18 protein-coding genes are annotated in these 18,548 nt (G+C 70.7%); 11 read left to right on the top strand and 7 right to left on the bottom strand.

Annotated features, from left to right (window positions below):
* Positions 1 to 9: 9 nt before the first annotated feature.
* A complete protein-coding gene (locus tag BJQ94_RS14255) occupies positions 10 to 270 on the bottom strand; it encodes a PLDc N-terminal domain-containing protein (RefSeq protein WP_265398292.1) in 261 nt (86 codons plus the stop codon).
* A 263-nt stretch (positions 271 to 533) separates the two neighbouring features.
* Between BJQ94_RS14255 and BJQ94_RS14250 the strand changes: the two genes are divergently transcribed.
* The 3 genes from BJQ94_RS14250 (at position 534) to BJQ94_RS14240 (ending at position 5,251) form a co-directional block, all read left to right on the top strand.
* A complete protein-coding gene (locus tag BJQ94_RS14250) occupies positions 534 to 2,465 on the top strand; it encodes a DUF255 domain-containing protein (RefSeq protein ID WP_265398291.1) in 1,932 nt (643 codons plus the stop codon).
* 182 nt (positions 2,466 to 2,647) lie between these two features.
* Positions 2,648 to 3,076, top strand: coding sequence for a DUF1761 domain-containing protein (locus BJQ94_RS14245; protein ID WP_265398290.1), 429 nt, complete (start codon positions 2,648 to 2,650; stop codon positions 3,074 to 3,076).
* Positions 3,077 to 3,421: 345 nt separating this feature from the next.
* Positions 3,422 to 5,251 (top strand): stealth family protein, encoded by a 1,830-nt coding sequence (locus BJQ94_RS14240; RefSeq protein ID WP_265398289.1) that lies wholly within the window; start codon positions 3,422 to 3,424, stop codon positions 5,249 to 5,251.
* On the opposite strand, the gene BJQ94_RS14235 is transcribed toward BJQ94_RS14240, so the two are convergent.
* The 3 genes from BJQ94_RS14235 to BJQ94_RS14225 all read right to left on the bottom strand — a co-directional run bounded on the left by BJQ94_RS14235 (position 5,181) and on the right by BJQ94_RS14225 (position 7,228).
* Positions 5,181 to 6,119 carry a phosphodiesterase gene (locus tag BJQ94_RS14235; RefSeq protein ID WP_265398288.1) on the bottom strand — a complete coding sequence of 313 codons (939 nt, stop codon included), beginning with the start codon at positions 6,117 to 6,119 and terminating at the stop codon, positions 5,181 to 5,183. The two genes, BJQ94_RS14240 and BJQ94_RS14235, sit on opposite strands and share 71 nt — an antisense overlap.
* Before the next feature lie 178 nt (positions 6,120 to 6,297).
* Positions 6,298 to 6,741, bottom strand: coding sequence for an Hsp20/alpha crystallin family protein (locus BJQ94_RS14230; RefSeq protein ID WP_265398287.1), 444 nt, complete (start codon positions 6,739 to 6,741; stop codon positions 6,298 to 6,300).
* A 259-nt stretch (positions 6,742 to 7,000) separates the two neighbouring features.
* Positions 7,001 to 7,228: a hypothetical protein gene (locus BJQ94_RS14225; RefSeq protein WP_265398286.1), complete on the bottom strand. Its 228-nt coding sequence runs from the start codon at positions 7,226 to 7,228 to the stop codon at positions 7,001 to 7,003.
* Between the two features lie 124 nt (positions 7,229 to 7,352).
* Here BJQ94_RS14225 and BJQ94_RS14220 point away from each other — a divergent pair, with 124 nt between their 5' ends.
* The 7 genes from BJQ94_RS14220 to BJQ94_RS14190 all read left to right on the top strand — a co-directional run bounded on the left by BJQ94_RS14220 (position 7,353) and on the right by BJQ94_RS14190 (position 15,433).
* Positions 7,353 to 8,189, top strand: coding sequence for a phosphatase PAP2 family protein (locus tag BJQ94_RS14220; RefSeq protein ID WP_265398285.1), 837 nt, complete (start codon positions 7,353 to 7,355; stop codon positions 8,187 to 8,189).
* Between the two features lie 60 nt (positions 8,190 to 8,249).
* A complete protein-coding gene (locus BJQ94_RS14215; protein WP_265398294.1) occupies positions 8,250 to 9,512 on the top strand; it encodes a type III polyketide synthase in 1,263 nt (420 codons plus the stop codon).
* A gap of 4 nt (positions 9,513 to 9,516) precedes the next feature.
* Entirely contained in the window at positions 9,517 to 10,257 is a 741-nt protein-coding gene (locus BJQ94_RS14210) for a class I SAM-dependent methyltransferase (protein ID WP_265398284.1), read from the top strand.
* Positions 10,250 to 11,404, top strand: a complete 1,155-nt coding sequence (locus BJQ94_RS14205) for an NAD(P)/FAD-dependent oxidoreductase (protein WP_265398283.1) — start codon at positions 10,250 to 10,252, stop codon at positions 11,402 to 11,404. Before BJQ94_RS14210 ends, BJQ94_RS14205 begins: the two co-directional genes overlap by 8 nt.
* A gap of 157 nt (positions 11,405 to 11,561) precedes the next feature.
* Complete coding sequence (locus tag BJQ94_RS14200; protein WP_265398282.1) at positions 11,562 to 13,220, top strand: methyltransferase; 1,659 nt, start codon at positions 11,562 to 11,564, stop codon at positions 13,218 to 13,220.
* 223 nt (positions 13,221 to 13,443) lie between these two features.
* Positions 13,444 to 14,880, top strand: a complete 1,437-nt coding sequence (locus BJQ94_RS14195; protein WP_265398281.1) for an FAD-dependent oxidoreductase — start codon at positions 13,444 to 13,446, stop codon at positions 14,878 to 14,880.
* A gap of 283 nt (positions 14,881 to 15,163) precedes the next feature.
* Positions 15,164 to 15,433, top strand: a complete 270-nt coding sequence (locus BJQ94_RS14190; RefSeq protein WP_265398280.1) for a hypothetical protein — start codon at positions 15,164 to 15,166, stop codon at positions 15,431 to 15,433.
* Between the two features lie 92 nt (positions 15,434 to 15,525).
* Here the strand turns inward: BJQ94_RS14190 and BJQ94_RS14185 are convergent, their stop codons facing one another.
* Both BJQ94_RS14185 and BJQ94_RS14180 read right to left on the bottom strand, forming a co-directional pair.
* Positions 15,526 to 16,296, bottom strand: a complete 771-nt coding sequence (locus tag BJQ94_RS14185; RefSeq protein WP_265398279.1) for a Pr6Pr family membrane protein — start codon at positions 16,294 to 16,296, stop codon at positions 15,526 to 15,528.
* A gap of 102 nt (positions 16,297 to 16,398) precedes the next feature.
* Positions 16,399 to 16,677 carry an acylphosphatase gene (locus BJQ94_RS14180; RefSeq protein ID WP_265398278.1) on the bottom strand — a complete coding sequence of 93 codons (279 nt, stop codon included), beginning with the start codon at positions 16,675 to 16,677 and terminating at the stop codon, positions 16,399 to 16,401.
* A gap of 189 nt (positions 16,678 to 16,866) precedes the next feature.
* Here BJQ94_RS14180 and BJQ94_RS14175 point away from each other — a divergent pair, with 189 nt between their 5' ends.
* Positions 16,867 to 17,430, top strand: a complete 564-nt coding sequence (locus tag BJQ94_RS14175) for a hypothetical protein (RefSeq protein ID WP_265398277.1) — start codon at positions 16,867 to 16,869, stop codon at positions 17,428 to 17,430.
* An 81-nt stretch (positions 17,431 to 17,511) separates the two neighbouring features.
* Here the strand turns inward: BJQ94_RS14175 and BJQ94_RS14170 are convergent, their stop codons facing one another.
* Positions 17,512 to 18,534 (bottom strand): LacI family DNA-binding transcriptional regulator, encoded by a 1,023-nt coding sequence (locus BJQ94_RS14170; RefSeq protein ID WP_265398276.1) that lies wholly within the window; start codon positions 18,532 to 18,534, stop codon positions 17,512 to 17,514.
* Positions 18,535 to 18,548 lie beyond the last annotated feature (14 nt).

Below are 18,548 nucleotides of genomic sequence, written 5' to 3'. Positions count from 1 at the left end.
CTGTGCCGGTCAGGGCCGGGAGGGACCGGAGGCCGAGGCTGCCGGGCTGCCGGGCGCGCGCCCACCGGAGGGACGGTGGCGGAGCGAGTCCTGGCCCCAGGACAGCCAGACGAAGGCACCCAGGATCGGGAACGCCAGGATGATCAGCACCCAGATCGCCCGCTCGGTGCCGGTCAGCGGGGCGCTGAAGAGCGACGTGAAGACCATGACGACGGCCGCAGCGACCAGGGCCATCGTGCCAATTCCCAGCAGCAGCGCCCAGACGTCCATCGTGCCCCTTCGTCGCCTCCAGTCTCACAGTCGGCCCCGGTCTGGGCAACCCTCCATGCGCACGCGAGTTGCCGCGAAATGTCCCTTCCCGCGCCCCGCCGAGGCAGGATGCGGCACGTCGAGTTGCCGGCGGTCGCCGAGCCGCGGCATCCACCCGTTTCGCGCCCCGCCCCAGGCGCGATGCGGCACCTCGCGGAGAGGTTCGCGCCCGCGGATCGCGCCGCGACCAGCCAGAACGCAGACTGCCGGGTGACAATGGAGCCATGCCGAATCGCCTCGCCGATGCCATCAGCCCGTACCTGCGCTCGCACGCTGCGAACCCCGTCGACTGGCAGCCCTGGGGCGAGGACGCCTTCGCCGAAGCCCGCCGCCGTGATGTGCCGGTGCTCGTGTCGATCGGCTATGCCACCTGCCACTGGTGCCACGTGATGGCTCGCGAGAGCTTCAGCGACCTCGGTATAGCCGCCTACCTCAATGAGCACTTCGTGAGCATCAAGGTCGACCGCGAGGAACACCCCGATGTGGACGCCAGCTACCTCGCCGCCGCCGGCGCGTTCACCCAGAACCTCGGCTGGCCGCTGAATGTGTTCGTCACCCCGGCCGGCCGGCCCTTCCACGCCGGCACCTACTCGCCGCCCACCCCGATGCCCGGGCATCCGGCGTTTCGCGAGGTGCTCGCGGCCGTGACGGATGCCTGGACCACCCGCCGCGACGCCGTGGAGAATAGCGCCGCCGGACTCGTCGAGGCGCTCGCGCAGACCGCACCGGCCGCCGACGGCCGGCTGCCCGACCAAACGCAGTTGGCCGAGATCGTCGACCGGCTCGCGACGGCCGAAGACCCGGTCTACGGCGGCTTCGGCGGCGCCCCCAAATTTCCCGCATCGCCCACCCTCGGCCTGCTGCTCGACCGCGCCGACGGCCGCGACCTGGCACTGCGCACCCTCAAGCGGATGGGCGCGTCGCCGCTCCGCGACCCCGTCGAGGGCGGCTTCTTCCGCTACGCGGTCAACCGGGACTGGAGCGACCCACACTACGAGCGCATGCTCTACGACAACGCCCAACTGCTCGACCTCTATACCCGGGCGTGGATGCTCACCGGCGAACGCTGGGCCCGCCTCGTGGCCGAGGGGCTGGTGCGGTTCCTCGGTGAGGTGCTGCAGCTGCCCGACGGTGGCTTCGCCAGCGCCCAGGACTCCGAGAGCACCGTCGACGGCGTGCGGGTGGAGGGCGGCTACTACGCCCTGGACGAAGACGCCCGCCGCGACCAGGCGCCGCCGGCCCTCGACGCGAAGGTGCTCACCGGTTGGAACGGCCTGGCAATCGGGGCGCTTGCCGGCGCCGGGCTGGCCTTCGCCGACGACACCGCGCTGGCCCTGGCCCGCCGCGCCGCCGACCGGCTGCTCACTCTGCACCGCCGGGGCGACGGCGCCCTGGTGCGCGCCTCCATCGGGGCCAGACTGTCGCCCGCCGTCGCAACCCTCGAGGACTACGGCATGTTCGCCGGCGGTCTGCTCGAGCTCGCCACGGCCACGGGCGAGGTGCGTTACGCGGAGGCGGCGCGGGACCTGATCGACCGCACCCTCCCCAACGCCGATGTGGCCTCCGTCGACACGGCCTCGCCCGACGTGGCCTTCGTCCCGCCGGAGGGCGCAGACCCGGTGCTCACCGGCCAGGGCCTAGCCCTGTCGACCGACCCTTCTGAGGGCGCGTACCCGTCCGGGCTCTCGGCCATCGCGGCAGCGGCCTGGCGCCTCTACCTGCTCACCGGCGCCGCCCGGTACAGGGAGGCGGCCACCGCCGGGATGGTGCGCCTGGTGGGTGCGGGCAACACCAACCCGCTCGCGTTCGGCGCCGCCCTCCGGCTGGTCAACACGCTCACCTCGCCGGTGGAGCAACTCGTGGTGGTCATCCCCGCCCCGGATCTCCCAGCCGTCGACAGCGCCGCATCCGACAGCGCCGCATCCGACAGCGCCGCATCCGACAGCGTCGCATCCGACAGCGCCGCCCTCGTCGACGCGGCCCGCCGCCGCCTCGGCCTGGTGGCCGTGGTCACCGAGGAGCAGGGCGCCGCCTTCGCCGCGGCCGGCTTCGAGCTCTTCGCCGAGCGCAGCACCCGTGACGGCCTGCCCACCGCCTACCTCTGTCACGACTTCGTCTGCCGCCTGCCCACGACCGACCCCGCAGCCCTCGCCTGACCGCCGCCCGTCCTCCCGCGCCGCCCACCGCGGCCGCAACTGTGTCCCGAGCGGACATTTGCACCCGGCACACCGGGTGCATTTGTCCGGAACGGGAACAGTTGCGCAGCCGCTGCCGCCGGGGGCCGACGGCGCTAGCATCGGAGCACACCCGGCACCGCCGCCGGCGGAAGGAGACCGTCATGATCCCCGAAGTGAACATCTGGGCCGTGCTGCTGGCCACGGCGTCGAGCATGGTGATCGGCGCGATCTGGTACGCCAAAGCGGTGTTCGGCCGGTACTGGATGCGGGTGGCCGGGCACACCGACGAGAGCCTGCAGGCCGGTGCCACCCGGGCCATCGTGGTGACGGTCATCGTGAGCTTCATCACCGCGTGGGTGCTCGCCGGCGCCGCGGCCATCGCGCAGAACTTCTACGGCGGCAACTTCCTGGGCAACACCCTGCTCACCGGTCTCATTCTCTGGGCCGGGTTCACTGCCGCCCGGATGATCACCCACGACGCCTTCGACCGCCGGCCGTGGGGCCTCACCGCGCTCAACCTCGCCCACGAGCTCGTCACGATCCTGGTGATGGCGCTGATCATCGGCCTGTTCGGCATCGGCGCCGCCTGACGGAATCCGGCGTCGAACCAGCCGCCCTGCACAATGCTGCGCGGCTCGGGCGGCCCGGCCGGGCGCATCCGGTCGTGTCGGTGCGACACGACGCACCCGCGCCGGTCACGAGCCGACCCCCGCGGCGTCGTACACTAGGACTAACGACACTGTTACCCGCGGGCTCCACGCCCGGTCTGGACCAGTGCGTGGATGCCCGGGCGACCCGGGCGCATACTCCGGGGCCTGGCGCACTGCTGCCCGCTACGCGGAGTTCCACCTTCTGAATCGCCACGTACCAGCCGCTCTCGCCCCGCAGCCGCCCTGCACCCGTTACCGCTCCACGCAATTGCTCCAAGGAGGACCATGGCACGCTTTGACCGCACCGACTCCACCCGACACTCCCGCACCGCTGCCGGCAGTGGCTTCTCCGAGGCCGCACCGACCCAGGTCGACGAACCGGCCCCGGACACCGCGTCCATGCCCATCCTCTCGCTGAGCAGCGAACCCGAGCTGGTGCTGCTCACCCTCGACGACCGCACTCGCCGGTTCGACCGCGACGACGTTGTTGTGCGCAAGGGCGAGATCGCCCTGATCAACGGCCACTTCACCCCGCACGAATCCCGGGTCAGCGACCTCCTCGCCCTGGCGGAGGCCCTCGACGCCGCCGGCATCGACTATCTGCTGGTGCGCGGCGACCACGACCGCCCCGTCATCGCCGTCAACCGCAAGCGCCGCAAGAAGATCAGCCGGGTGCTCGCCGACGCGTTCGCCAACACCCCCTTCTACCTCAAGCCGCTCGACGGCGAACCCGCCCGGCCGGTCCTCGCCGCCGACGGCGCCCTCGCCGTCCTGCGCACCTCCGACGTCTTCCGTGTCTACCAGCCGCGCATCGAACCCATCGGCCGGCTCCGCTACGGCGCCGAAACGGCGTTCCAGCTCGAACTGTGGCGGTTCGGCGAAGACGAAATCGTCGCGCCCGTCGAAAACGCCCTGATGCGCCGGCGACTGCCCCGCGCCGAGGCCCGCGAGACCACGGTCGAACTCTTCGGCCGCACCTGGCGCACCCTGCAGAACATGTTCGACGACCTCGTCAGCGACATCAGCTTCGACATCGACCTGGTCTTCTCCTGGGTCGACGGCTCGTCCTCCGACTTCCAGAAGGCTCGCGCCGCGCGCATGAAGTCCTACGTCGTCGGCTCCGGCGACGAGTCGGAAGCCCGCTTCCGGCAGATCGACGAACTCAAGTACGCGCTGCGCAGCGTCTACATGTTCGCGCCCTGGGTGCGTCGCATCTTCATCGCCACCGACTCGCCGGCCCCAGAGTGGCTGGTGGACCACCCGCGGGTGACCATCATGAACAGCGAAGACTTCTTCCCGGATGTCTCCGTGCTGCCCACCCACAACTCGCACGCCGTGGAGAGCCAGCTGCACCACATCCCGGGGATCGCCGAGCACTTCATCTACTCGAACGACGACATGTTCTTCGGCCGCCCGGTGGGCCCCGAGCTGTTCTACTCGCCCGGCGGCATCACCAAGTTCGTCGAGGCGGCCACCCGCATCGGCCTGGGCGACAACGACCCGAGCCGCAGCGGATTCGAGAACGCCGCCCGGGTGAACCGTGCCCTGCTGCGCGAACGGTTCGGCAAGGTCACCACCCGACACCTCGAGCACACCCCGGCGCCGTTGCGGAAGAGCGTCATGTTCGACCTCGAGGCCGAGTTCCCCGAGGACTTCAAGCGCACCATGGCCAGCCGGTTCCGTTCGGCCACCGACATCTCGGTGACCAACTCGCTGTACCACTACTACGCGCTCGCCACCGGACGGGCCGTTGAGCAGACCCAGGCCCGCTCGCTCTACGTGGAGACCACCCTCAAGCTGGCCCTGCGCCAGATGAACAAGCTGCTCAAGCGCCGCGACCAGGACATGTTCTGCCTCAACGACGGCAGCTTCCCCGAGATCAGCGACGAGGTGCGCACCGAGGCGGTCACCGACTTCCTCGAGCGCTACTTCCCGATCGTGGCCCCGTGGGAACGCGAAGCCGTCATCGCCGAGACCCAGCACGGCGAGGACACCCTCATCGAGAGTGCCCTCGGAACCGGTTCAGGCTTGATGAACGGCGACGTTATCGCAGAACCGGGATCGGCCTGGTCATTGGCGGCTCGCGGTACGCGGGGAGAGAACCAGCAGGCATGATCTCGATGCCGGAAGCGGCCAGTCGCCGGGCGCTTTCGGCCGCGTCGATGTAGTCCAGCGGTTCGAATTCGCCCAGCGGCACCACCGAGTGCAGCACGGTGTCGGCGTAGACGTGCACGAGGTTGAATGCCCGGGCGCCGTCACGGCCGCGGGTGCCGCCGACCGGCACATTGAGGTCCTGCGTGTAGCAGGTCGCCGAGGCGACAGACACGGGGATGCCGGCGAACGTGGCGGTGGACGAGTAGTGCAGGTGTCCGGCCAGGATGCTGCGCACATCCGTGCCGCGGAGCACCTGCGCGAGGCTGGCCTGGTCGCGCAGCTCCACCGCCACCGACAGGTCGAGCATGCTCGGCACGGGCGGGTGGTGCATGGCCAGGATGGTGCCGTCCGGCGCCGGGAAGCTGAGCTGTTCGCTGAGCCACTCGAGCTGGCGCTCGGAGATCTCGCCGTAGTGGCTGCCCGGAACCGTGGTGTCGAAGGTGACGATCCGCAGCCCGCCGACATAGTCGACGTGGTCGATCGGCGCCAGGCTGGGCTCCTGGCCGAGAAGCTCGGTGCGGAAGTTCGCCCGGTTGTCGTGGTTGCCCATCACCCAGAGCACTTTGGCGCCGAGGCGTTCCGCTGCGGGTTCGACGATGCCGCGCAACTGCGCGTAGGCGTGAGGCTCACCCTTGTCGGCGAGGTCGCCGGTGATGATGATCGCGTCTGGCTTACCGCCGGACGCCTCGACGTCCGCGAACAGCCGTTCGACGTGTGCGGCACTGTCCACGCTTCCGTAGAGACGGTTACCGTCCGCAAGCAGGTGCGTGTCGCTGAGGTGGAGAAGGAAATAATCCGGCCTGGGGTATTCGGCCGTTCGAATGCTCACGGAGCTTCCATTCGTTTGGTACTAATGCACTTTACGGGGATTACGCTGCGGGTGCTACAAAAACAAGTCGATCAGAGAATTATGAACATACCGTGTACAACACGCGAAAAGACAGGACCCGAAGGGAAATTCCCTCCGGATCCTGTGCTCGTGTCGGTTCACGTCGTGGTCCGTCGCACTACTTCCCCAGGTGCTTCTCGCCTTCCTTCACCGTCACGGTCTCCTGCTTTTCGGTGCTGACCTCGATCTTGCGCGGCTTCGCGGCCTCGGTCACCGGGATGGTGACCGACAGCACCCCGTTGTTATACGTGGCGCTGATGTTGTCGAGGTCGATGCCCTGGCCGAGGTTCAACTGGCGCAGGAACGACCCAGCCGTGCGTTCCCGGGTGAGCCACTTCACGTTGTCGTGATTGGCGAGGGTGCGTTCGCCCCGGATGGTGAGCAGCTGGCCGTCCACGTCGATGTCGACCGAGCCGGGGTCGATGCCGGGCATGTCGGCGTTCAGCACGTACACGTCACCGGACCGGTAGAGGTCCATCGGCATCAGGCGCGGGCCGCGCACATCCATCAGGGCTCCGGCGACACGGTCCAGTTCGCGGAAGGGATCGTAGTTCATGGCCATGTTCGACTCACTTTCTTCTCTATCGTCGGCGCGGGCCAGTCGGACCGGCCGAAGGTTCCAAAGTTGAGTCGGTTGGACTCAACTATTAACATTTTGATCCCGCGGATCGCGGCTCGCAACCGGTGCGACGGCACTGTTCGCGGCCAGCGAATGCGCGGTCCGGTGGCGGGCACACGACGGCTCCGGATGCTGTCCGGATGCCTGTGTCGCTCCGCCGGGTCGGGCTGCGGGGCAGCCCGCCGGGCGCTGTCCGCCGCGGTCAGGGGTGGGTGAGGCCGGGTGCCCCAGCCGGCAGCACCGGGGTGTCGCCCTCACCGTGCTCGTACGGTTCGACGGTCTCGTTGCCGGCGGACGCGGCCCGTCGTCGCTCTGACTCGAAGTCGCCCTCGAGTCCGGGGTAGCCGCCGCGGTCGAGGGAACGGTCGGGTCCCTGACGAGCGTCGGCAGTACGGGCGGGTCGTTCCCGCCTCGTCTTCTTGCTGGTCATAATCCGACGCTACGCCGCCGCATCCTGATGTCAAGAGCCGCGTCGATCGGCCCGTCGAGGAGCCGTTCACGTCTCGCACACCTCGCTTTCACGGTTCACCCATGCTGCCGTGGGACAGTAGAGGGTGCACTCGTTCTCCCGCCTCACCCCCACCCGTTATCTCGGCGCCGCGGTCCTGTGCGTCGCGGCCTTCGTCGGCCTGTACCTGTTCTTCGTGCGGGACTCCGCCGGCCAAGCCATCGACCAGTTGGCGTTCAACGGCGCGGAGGACGGCACGACCGGCATGGCGGTGACCAAGCGCCTGCTCGATCTGATCCCTTCGGTGATGGTCGCCGTCGGCGCAACCGTGAGCCTGGTCATCGCCGCCGTGCGCCGGGCCTGGTTTCCGCTGGCCGTGGCCGTGGGCAGCGCGATGGCCGCCGTGGTGACCACGCAGCTGCTCAAGAACGTGTTCCTCACCCGGCCGGACCTCGGCGTCGATGGCTACGTCTCCAATTCATTCCCGTCCGGGCATACGACGGTGGCGGCGGCATCCGCCCTCGTGGTGTTCCTCGTCGCCAGCCCGCACACCCGGTGGCTGGCCGGAACGTTCGGGGCCGCCTTCGCCGTCGCAGCGGGTGTGTCGACGTTGGTGAGCCTGTGGCACCGGCCCAGCGATGTGATCGCCGCGCTGCTCGTGGTGTCGTTCTGGGGCTGCATCGGCGGGGCCGTGCTCACCCGCTCCGGCGGTCGTCAACGCGCCGCCCGCACGCCGACACCGGCCAGGGTGGGCCTCAAACTGCAGACCTGGATAGCGGTGCTCGCCGCGATCGTCACGGCGGTCGCCGTGGGCATCGGCGCGACGGGTGCCTTCGGCAGCTCGGCCGCCCCGGTGGCGTACCTCGGCGCCGTCACCGCCATCGTCGCCGTGGGCTTCGTGCTCGCCATCACGGCCACCCGCCTGTTCGACCGCCTGCCCTGACCGACCCGCCGCGCCGGGCCCGGGGGTGTGCCTTCGACACGGTGCGTGTCACACTGGGGCATGGCCGTCACGCTGAGAGCGCTCCAGACCGTTGTACCGCCCACTGTCCTTGTGCAGGAGCAAGTGCGGGACATCTTCGCCGCCCAGCCCGGCCTCAGCCGGCTCGGGCAGCGGCTGGTGACCGCATCCTTCAATCTGTCCGGTATCGACACCCGGCATACCGTGATCGAAGAACTCACCCTCGACTCGGAGACGTCCGACCCGCAGTTCTTCGACGCCGCCACCCAGCGGCTGCTCATGCCCGGCACCCGGGTGCGCAACGAGCTCTACATCGAGCAGGCCACGAAACTGTTCGTGGAGGCCGGCCGCCGGGCACTGGCCGCCTGCCCGGGGCTCGAGGCCAGTGACATCACCCACGTCGTCACGGTGTCCTGCACCGGGTTCTACGCCCCCGGCCCCGACTACATGCTGGTGCGGGAACTGGGCCTGGCCCCCTCCACCCAGCGTTATCACCTCGGCTTCATGGGCTGCTACGCGTCGATGCCGGCGCTGCGCACGGCCAAGCAGTTCGTGGAGGCCGACCCGAACGCCGTGGTGCTCGTGGTCAGCGCCGAGCTGTGCTCGCTGCACCTGCGCACCTCGAGCGACCCCGACACGATCGTGGCCTCGTCGCTGTTCTCGGATGGCGCGGCGGCCGGCATCGTGAGCAGCCGCCCGCCGGTCGCCGGCGAGAACGCCCTCATCCTCGACCACTTCGAGACCGTCATCACGCCCGTCGGCGAGGGCGACATGGCCTGGAAGATCGGCGACGAGGGCTTCGAGATGATCCTCAGCTCCTACGTGCCGCACATCATCGACGAGCACATCGAGTCGGCACTCGCCCCGCTGTTCGGCCGTGACGACGCCCTCACCCTGGCTCTCGCGGACGGCGTGCTGGCCGAGGCCGGCGCCGCGACCGCGGAGGCCGGCGCCGGCGACTCGGCCGCGCCGCATCCGACCGCGCCGGACGCGACCGGCCAGCTGCTGACGGCGACGGCGCAGCGGTCGCCGCTGAGCACGGCCATCGCGCACTGGGCGATCCATCCGGGCGGGCGCAGCATCCTGGACAAGACCGAGGCCAAGCTCGGGCTCAGTGAGGCGCAGCTGGTGCCGTCGCGGGAGACCCTGCGCACCAACGGCAACATGTCCAGCGCCACCATCCTCTTCGTGATGAAGGCGATTCTCGACGGCGAGGCCACCGCCGATGGCGACCGCGTCTGCGCGATGGCGTTCGGCCCCGGCCTCACCGTCGAATCCAGCCTGATGACCGTGACGCGCGGCTGAGGCCGTGCTCCCTTCGCTCCGCGAGCGCGCGGTCGACGCCGTCGAGATCATGGACGACCCGCACTGCGACCCCGACGCCCTCGCCCGCACCTACGCGGATTTCCGGCTGGTCAACGCGGTCGTGTCCGGACTCGCGCACAGCTACCGCCGCGACATCCGGCCGCGCCTGTCGGCGACCCGCCCGCACACCCTGCTCGACATCGGCTCGGGCGGCGGCGACGTGGCCAGATCGCTGGCCCGGTGGGCGGCCCGCGACGGCCTGCGCCTGTCCGTGACCGCGATCGACCCGGATGCCCGCGCGCACGCCTTCGCAACCGGCCGGCCGGCGCTGCCCGGGCTGGAGTTCCGCCGGGCGCTCAGCGGCGACCTCGTGCTCGCGGGGGAGCGCTTCGACACCGTGCTCTCCAACCACGTGCTGCACCACCTCGGCGCCGCCGAGCTCGGGGCGCTGCTGGCGGACTCCGAACGGCTCAGCCGCGGGCTCGTGCTGCACGGCGACATCGAACGATCCCCGCTGGCCTATGCCGGCTTCGGCCTGGGCACCTGGCCGTTCTTCCGCCGCTCGTACATCCGCGCCGACGGCCTCACCTCGATCCGGCGCAGCTTCACCTACCCCGAGCTCGTCGCCGCGGCCCCACCCGGCTGGACCGTGCGCCGCGAGGTGCCCTACCGGCTGGTGCTGCGCTGGGCCGCGCCGGGCACCGCGACCCCTCGGGTGGACCAGGACGGAACCCGCGATGCGTGAGGTGATCGTGGTGGGCGGCGGTCCAGTCGGCATCCTGCTGGCCTGCCTGCTGGCCGAGCACGGTGTCGACGTGGAGGTACTCGAACGGCGCACCGAACCGTCGATGCAGGCCAGAGCCATCGGCATCCACCCGCCGTCGATGCGGGTGCTGCGCAAGGCGGGCGTGGCCGACGAGGTGCTCGCCCGGGCGGTGCGCATCGAGGCCGGCAGCGTGCGTTGCGGCGGGCGGACCCTCGGCCGGCTGTCGTTCACCCGCACCGCCGGGTTCCCGTTCGTCGTCGCGCTGCCGCAGTACGAGACCGAGGCCGTGCTGCGCGAGCGGTTCCGGCAGCTGCGGCCCGACGGGCTCCGCTCGGGGGTGCTCGTGGGCACACTGCAGGACCGCGGCGACTACGTGGACGTGCTCGCGGAGCCTGCCGACGACGGGCCGGGCGACAACGGCGCCGAGATCCTGGCCGCGGCGCGCTACGTGGTGGTGGCCGACGGCGCGCGCGGGCACCTGCGCGAGACAGTTGGCATCACCTCGCACCTGCTCGGCGGCGGCGACACCTACCTGATGGCCGACTACCCCGACACCGGCGAGCACGGCAGCGAGGCGGTGCTGTTCTTCGAGGAGGGCGGCGTGGTGGAGTCCTTCCCGCTGCCCAGCGGCCGGCGCCGCTGGGTGGCCATGACGCCCACCCTCATGACGGATGCGCCGATCGACGACCTGACCGCGCTCATCCGTGCCCGCACCGGCGTGCTGTTGCCGCCCTCGGATTCGGCGCCGAGCGCGTTCTCGGTGCAGCAGCGGCTCGCGACAGCGATGGTGCGCGGCCGGGTGGTGCTCGTCGGCGACGCCGCGCACGAGATCAGCCCGATCGGCGGGCAGGGCATGAACCTGGGCTGGCTCGACGCGCTGGCGCTGGCGCCGGGTCTCAAACACGCCCTCGCCCAGCCGATCGAGGCACGCGCCACCCTCGGCGACTACGACAGGCTCCGGCGCCGCAGCGCCCGCCGGGCCGCCCGGCAGGCCGGCTTCAACATGGCCATGGGTCGGCCCGTGCACGGGCTGCGCCTGCGGCTGCGGAACGCCCTGGTGCGGATCCTGGCGACGCCGCCGCTGAACGGGCTGCTCGCCCGGGCCTTCACCATGCGCTGGCTCTAGCCGCTGCGCCCGTTGCGGCGAGCCGGTGCCGCAACTGTTCCCCATGCGGACAAATGGTCCCGGCGCACCGGGCGCAATTGTCCGGATCGGCAACAGTTGGACCGGCCAAGGGCGCCAGCGGGGCAACCGGGAGCCCCAGGTGCAGTTGAATGGGAGGGTGACCGCACCTCTGATCGACCTGCTCCGCGCCGACCTCACCGCCGCCAACTTCTCGGTGACCGCCCTGACCGGGCTGTGGGGTATCGAGGCGGATGCCGCGCTGCACCGCAACCAGCGGGTGCCGGCCCTCCGGGCGCTCGCTCGGCTGCGGTCCACCCTCACCGTGCCGGAGCCCACCGTTGCCCTCGCACAGCTCTTCGTGCTCGGGCTGCCCGTGACGCGCGCCGAGATCGACGCCGCGCTGCCCACCCTGGGCGTGGCCGGCGCCGAGCGACTCGGCCTGCTGGGCGCCCACCACGCGCACGGCGGCACCCCGCAGGAACCGACCTTCGACGCCGGACCGGCGCAGGTGCATCCGCTCGTCGACCTGCGCCCGTACAGTTTCGTCGACGCGCACGGCGCCGGCAGCTGGTGGATCGTCTCCGACCTGGGCGAACTCGCCCTGGGCCACGCGCTCAGCGAGAATCACGTGCTCGGGGTCGGCGGCGCGTCGCTCACCCTCAGCGCCCTGATGATCCCCACCCCGGTCGCCAGCGTCCTCGACCTGGGCACCGGTTGCGGCATCCAGGCCCTGCACGCCTCCAGGCACGCCACCCGCGTCGTGGCCACCGACATCTCCGAACGCGCCCTCGAGCTCGCGGCGCTGAACGCCCGCCTCAACGGCGTCGAGAACATCGAGTTCCGGCTCGGCAGCCTGTTCGACCCCGTGGTGGGCGAACGGTTCGACCACATCATCTCCAATCCGCCGTTCGTGATCACCCCTCGGGTGGAGGGCGTGCCCAGCTACGAATACCGCGACGGCGGCCTCATCGGTGACGCGCTCGTGGAGGCCGTGGTGCGTGGCGCGGCCGAGCACCTCACCGTGAACGGTGTGGCCCAGCTGCTCGGCAACTGGGAGTACCACGACGGCGCCGACGCCTTCGACAGGCTCACCGGCTGGCTCGAGGCACCGGCGCCCGGCACCGGTTCGGATCTCGGCGCGGCGGCGCGCCCCGTCGATCAGACCCCACTGGACGCCTGGATCATCGAGCGCGAGGTGCAGCTGCCCACCGGCTACGCCGAAACCTGGATCCGCGACGGCGGCACCCGGCCGGACACCCCCGACTTCGACAGGCTCTACGGCGCCTGGCTCGACGACTTCGAGGCCCGCGGGGTGCGCCAGGTGGGCTTCGGCTACATGCTGCTGCGCCGCCCAGGCACGGATGCCCGCGGTCGCGCCACCGCTCCGGCCCGCCCCCGCCTGCTGCGGCTCGAACGCCTGCCGGAGGCCCTCGGCCACAACGCCGCCGGCATCGGCAGCCACCTCGCCGAGTGCCTGGCCGCGCACGACTGGCACGCCGGGCTGGACGACGACGCCCTGGCCCGCGCCACGCTCACCGTGGGGTCGGATGTCACCGAGGAGCGGCACTTCTGGCCTGGCCAGGAGGACCCCACCCTGATGACCCTGCACCAGGGCGGCGGATTCGGCCGTTCGGTGCCGCTGGACACCGCGCAGGCCGCCCTCGTCGGCGCCTGCGACGGAGAGCTGCCCGTCGGCGCCATCATCGACGCCATTGCCCAGCTGCTCGACGCCGACGCGGCCCTGCTGCGCGCCGAGCTGCTGCCCCGGGTGCGCGCCCTCCTCGACGACGGCTTCCTCCAGACGCCCACCGCCTGATCCGCCCCAGTCCGCGCTAACTGTTGCCGAAGCGGACATTTGCGCCCGGTGTGCCGGGACCATTTGTCCGCACGGGGCACAGTTGCGGATGACGGAGTCGGAGGGACGCGCCCGCACCGGGACCCGCGCGGCGGCGGAAGCCCGGCGGCCGCGGCCTGAGGTAGCGTGAGGGGTACCACTGCGAGGGGCCGAGAGGAGTGCGTCACCTGACGCGAGTACAGCGATGAAACGTCGGACCTTCCTGATCGGATCCCTCTCCGGGTTCTCCCTCGTGGCGCTCAGCGCCTGCGTGCCGCCCAAGCCCACCCCGACCGGCACGCCCACGCCCACCGCGACGCCCGCGCCGTCGCTGGTACCGCAGCCGGCGGACATGCTGCGCACCTCCTGGTCCGAAGACCCGTTCGCCCGCGGATCCTACAGTTTCGCGGCGGTGGCCTCCACACCGCAGCAACGCGAGGACCTCGCCGAACCGATCCTGAACCGACTCTTCCTCACCGGCGAGGCCGTCTCCGCCGACGCGCCCGGCACCGTGCAGGGCGCGCGCGGCGCCGGCCAACGCGCCGCCAGGGCGCTCGAAGACGTGGCAGAGCCGGGGGAGCGGGTTGCCGTGATCGGCGCCGGCATCGCCGGCCTCGCCGCGGCCCGTCAGCTCGCCGACGACGGCTTCACCGTCATGGTGATCGAGGCCCGCGACCGGCTCGGCGGGCGCATCCAGACCGTCACCAACAACGCCTGGCCGATCCCCGTCGAACTCGGCCCGTCGTTCATCGTCTCCGCCAGCGCCAACTCCCTCGACGAGGAGCTGACCGGCCTCGAGGTCTCGCACGCCCCGTTCCTGCCGACCCCGGAGGTGCGCACCCCGGACGGCGCCGTCACCACGGTCTCGCCGGTCGGCGCCGACACCGTCACCGCGGCACTGGCCTGGGCCGCGGAACAGGCCCAGGACACCTCGGTGGCCAAGGCCCTCATTGCCAGCGGCTCCGCCACCCTCTCCCAAACGGATGGCGACGCCGGCGTCTCCGACGCCGACTGGCTGAACTACCAACTCGCCACCTCCACCACCCTGGAGTCCGGCGCGCCGACCGACGAGATGTCCGGCTGGTACGCCCCCACCCCGGCCACGACGGCCGCGGAGGACACCCGCATCGTGCTCGGCGGGTACAGCGCCCTCGTCGACGACGCCGCCACCGATCTGGACGTGCTCTACTCCAGCGTGGTGACCCGGATCGCGTACACCGAGGACTCGGTCAGCCTGCGCCTGGGCACCGGGGAGTCCCTCACCGTGGACCGGGCCATTGTCACCGTGCCGCTCGGCGTGCTGCAGGGCGACGTGATTGAATTCGAGCCGGCGCTGCCGTTCGCGCACCGGGGCGCGATCGCCGCGTTGGGCATGGGCACGCTCGACAAGATCTGGTTGCGTTTCGACGAGCCGTTCTGGGACACCGAGGCGGCCCTGTGGACCACCGTCGGCGACGACACTCTGCCGTTCCGGGTGTGGGTGAACATGATGCCGCTCACCAACGAGCCCATCCTGGTGGGCTTTGTCAGCGGCGAGCAGGCGTTGAGCCTCGCGGAGGTGGGCGACACCGAGTTCACCGACGCCGCGCTGCGCAGCCTCGAGCCGTTTGCGGTGCTCGCGACGGCCACCCCCGCGCCCTGATCGGGCCTTCTTCGGCCGGGTCAAAACAGCGCCCATCGACGCCCGATAATTAACGAGCAAAACTCAGAGTCCCGGTGTAAGCTCCTCGAAACGTCTAGTCGGTGAAGGGGCCGTCCACTACAGGGACGCCCCTACGGGGAGATCCAGCCGTTTCCCGACTGGTCGTGCCGACGGAGTCCGGTCGGGTCCTCTGCCTTTCCGCCGTCGGCCATCGGGTGCGGTCGCGATCCCGGTGTCCCACTTGCACCGCGGCCGATGCCTCTCCTGATTGACCGTGTGAACCATGTATATCCTGACTGATCTCAGCTCCATGTCGTTACTCGATTTCGACACCAACCTGCCCTGCGAGGGCAGCCATCACCACCGCAGCCTGAGCGGCCACTCCGCCGCCGAGCCGGGCGCCTTCATGGTCATCTCGCCGTGCTGCGGCCCCAAGGTGATCCAGTGCTCGCCCCGGGTCTCGGCCATGCAGGCCTCCGGTGTGCTCTACTGCGGAACCTGCGAGACCGAGCACCTCACCAGCCAGTACACCTTCGTTCCCGTCGAGCAGTAGCGGCGGGTGCCGGCCGGGCGGCGGAGCATCCGTGGGATGCGCCGCCACGGCCGGGGCCTACCGCACCGGGCGGCCGTACCGGGTCGCCGTGCCTAGTTGGGCACGGACGAGCTGCGGTCGCTTCGCGACCGTGGCCGCCAGCTCAGCCGGGATGTCGCCACGAGCACCGCCGCGATGCCCAGGAACAGGACGACCGCGATGAGGCAATACACCGCGGTTTCGAGCGGGCCGCTCACCTGGGCCGGATCGAGGAAGAAGTACGGGTACCAGCCCACGATCGAGCCGCGCACGAGGGTGAAGATTCCCCAGGCGATCGGGTACGGCAGAATCCAGCGCAGAAAGCGCCAGGACAACCGGGCCTTGCCGGTGTCGGTCAGCCAGTCCAGCAGCGCGATAGTGGGAATGTAGAAGTGCAGCACCTGGCTGGGCCAGGGCACCTCGATCGAATAGTCCCGCGACGACGACTGGATGACGATGGTGAGGAAGACGATTCCGGAGACCAGGATGTACGTGGTCACAAGCGCCCGGAACAGGTCGAGCCACTGCGGATCCGACTGCCGCCGGAACGCCACGATCGCGCCGAGCACGAACGCGACCACGGCCGCGATCGCACTCTGCACCGTGAAATAGGTGAAGACGTTGTAGGCCGCGAAGGTGGGAAACAGCAGCACGTACTCGTAGTTGCCGATCAACCCGACCACGCCGGCGGCGGCGAGGATCAGCCGCCCGATGCCGTACCCGGAGCGCACGGTGAGGCGTCGGCGCGCGGGCAACGGCTGGCGCGCCTGTTGTTCCGCCCGTGGCCGGGAGGATTCGCGCACCGTCGGTCCAGTCCGGTCGGGACCGGATGCCTGCGCGCCCATACTCCCACGGTACGCCAGAGCGCCGGTGCCAGAGAATCGCAGGGTGCGCGGCCGTCGTCCGCGTCGACATCCGTCGCCGGCGACAGCGTTCGCCGGGTCGGCTCAGAGCCGAACGCTGAACGCGGCCTCGCCCAGTTCGGCCAGGTCGGTCACCTGCACCGACTGAACGTTCGCGAACCGCGGTCCGGTGTGCAGCCAGGTCAGCATCCGGTCGAGCGCGTCGTCGGTGCCCTCGAATTCGGCCTCGACCGCGCCGTCAGACCGGTTGCGCACGTAGCCGCCCAGTCCGAGCGCGCTGGCCTCCGCCTCGGTGTAGTACCGAAACCCCACGCCCTGCACCATCCCAGTGACGATCACCCGTTTGCGACTCACGCTCCCCATTGTGTGCGCCGGCCGCTGCTCCGACAAGCCCGCCGGGCCGCGCCGCGTCCGTCCGTCGGCGCTCCCCGCTGCAATTGTTCCCCGTGCGGACTTCTGCGTCCGGTGCGCCGGACGCAGAAGTCCGCATCGGCAACAGTGGGGCGAGACGGGCGGCTGCGCGGGCGGCGGGCGGGGCGGTACCGTCGGGGCATGACCACTTACACCTGGGCTCGGGCCGAGTCGGCGGATGCGCCTGTCGCCGTGTTGCTGCCCGGGGTGAACTACTCCGTGCAGGCGCCGCTGCTCTACTGGTGCGCCACCCTGCTCGCCGAGCGCGGCTGGCATGTGCAGGCCGTGGACTGGACGGTGGACGAGGTTGCCCGGGCGGATCCGCTGCCCTTCGTGGAGACCGCCGTGGCTGAGGCGTTCGCCGCGAGCCCCGCGGGCACGCGCCGGCTCGTCGTCGCGAAATCGTTCGGCACCTACGCGCTGCCCTGGGCACGGCGCGCGGGGATCGCCGGAGTGTGGCTGACGCCGCTGCTCACCGAAGAGCCGGTGCGCCAGGCGCTGCGCGACGGCACGGCGGCCGAGCTCGCCATCGGCGGTGAGCTGGATGCGTTCTGGCAGCCGGATGCGATCGCCGGCACGGCCGCCCGGCTGCGCTCCGTGCCCGGGGCGGGGCACGGCCTGACCCGGCCGGGGGACTGGCGGGGCTCGATCGACCTGCAGGCGGGCATCCTGGCCGAGATCGCGCGCCACCTCGACGAGGCTTAGTGCACGAGGGCAGCCTCAACTGTTGCCCATGCGGACAATTGGTGCCGGTGTGCCGGGCGCAATTGTCCGCTTCGGGAACGGTTAGGCGGAGTCGCGCCAGACGATCTCGGTGTCGAGCAGGATGCCGCCGAGCTCGGGAGCCTCGCCACGCAGCTGGCTGAGCACCGACTCGGCCGCGCGCTGGCCGAGGCCGTTGGCGGGCTGGCGCACGGTGGAGAGCAACGGCTGGCAGCGCAGCGCCCAGGCGCTGTCATCGAAGCCGACGATGCCCACCTCCACCGGCACGCTGCGGCCGGCCTCGCGGAGGGCGTTCAGCGCCCCGGCGGCGATGACGTCGGAGGCCGCGAAGACCCCGTCGATCAACGGGTCGCGGGCGAGAAGCGCACGCATGCCGTCGCGTCCGTCGGCATAGGTGTACAGCGGCACCGGGGCCACCAGGTACGGGTCGAATCGCTCGCCCAGGGCATCGGTGAAGCCGGCCAGCCGGTCGGAGCCGGAGTCACGGTCCAGCGCCGCGGCGATCATGCCGATACGGGTGCGGCCGGTGCCGATCAGGCGTTCGGTGATGGCCCGGGCGGCGGCGCGGTTGTTGATTCCCACGTACGGCAGGTCGCGCAGGTCCTGCGGATGCCCGACGAACGCCGCCGGCAGATCCAACCGTTCGATAACCCTCGTGATCGGGTCTTGTTCCCGGGCTGACACCACGATCACGCCGTCGACGAAGCCGCCGCTGAGGTAGCGCGCCACCCGCGCGGTGTCGCGGTCGGACTCGATGACCAGGCTCACCATCTGGTAGTCGGCACGGGAGAGCGCGGAGTTCGCGCCGAGCAGGATCTCGCCGATATTCGGGTCTTCGAGGAACAGGGAATGGGGTTCGTGCACGATCAGGCCCACGGCCTGGGAGCGCTGCATGACGAGGTTGCGCGCCGCGGTGTTCGGCACGTAGCCGACCTTCTCGATGGCCGCTTCGATGGCCATCCGCGCCTCGGCGGAGACGTACGGTTCGTTGTTCATCACGCGGCTCACCGTGCCGCGGGAGACCCCCGCCTCGGCGGCGACGTCGTGGATGGTCGCGCGCTTGCGCCGCCCCGGAATTGTCACCATTCGATAACTGTACC

The sequence above is a fragment of the Cryobacterium sp. SO2 genome (assembly GCF_026151165.2).
In the GTDB taxonomy this organism is placed as follows: Bacteria; Actinomycetota; Actinomycetes; order Actinomycetales; family Microbacteriaceae; genus Cryobacterium.
The sequence above is the reverse complement of the archived record's forward strand: the minus strand, read 5'-3'. Positions and strand labels throughout refer to the sequence as shown.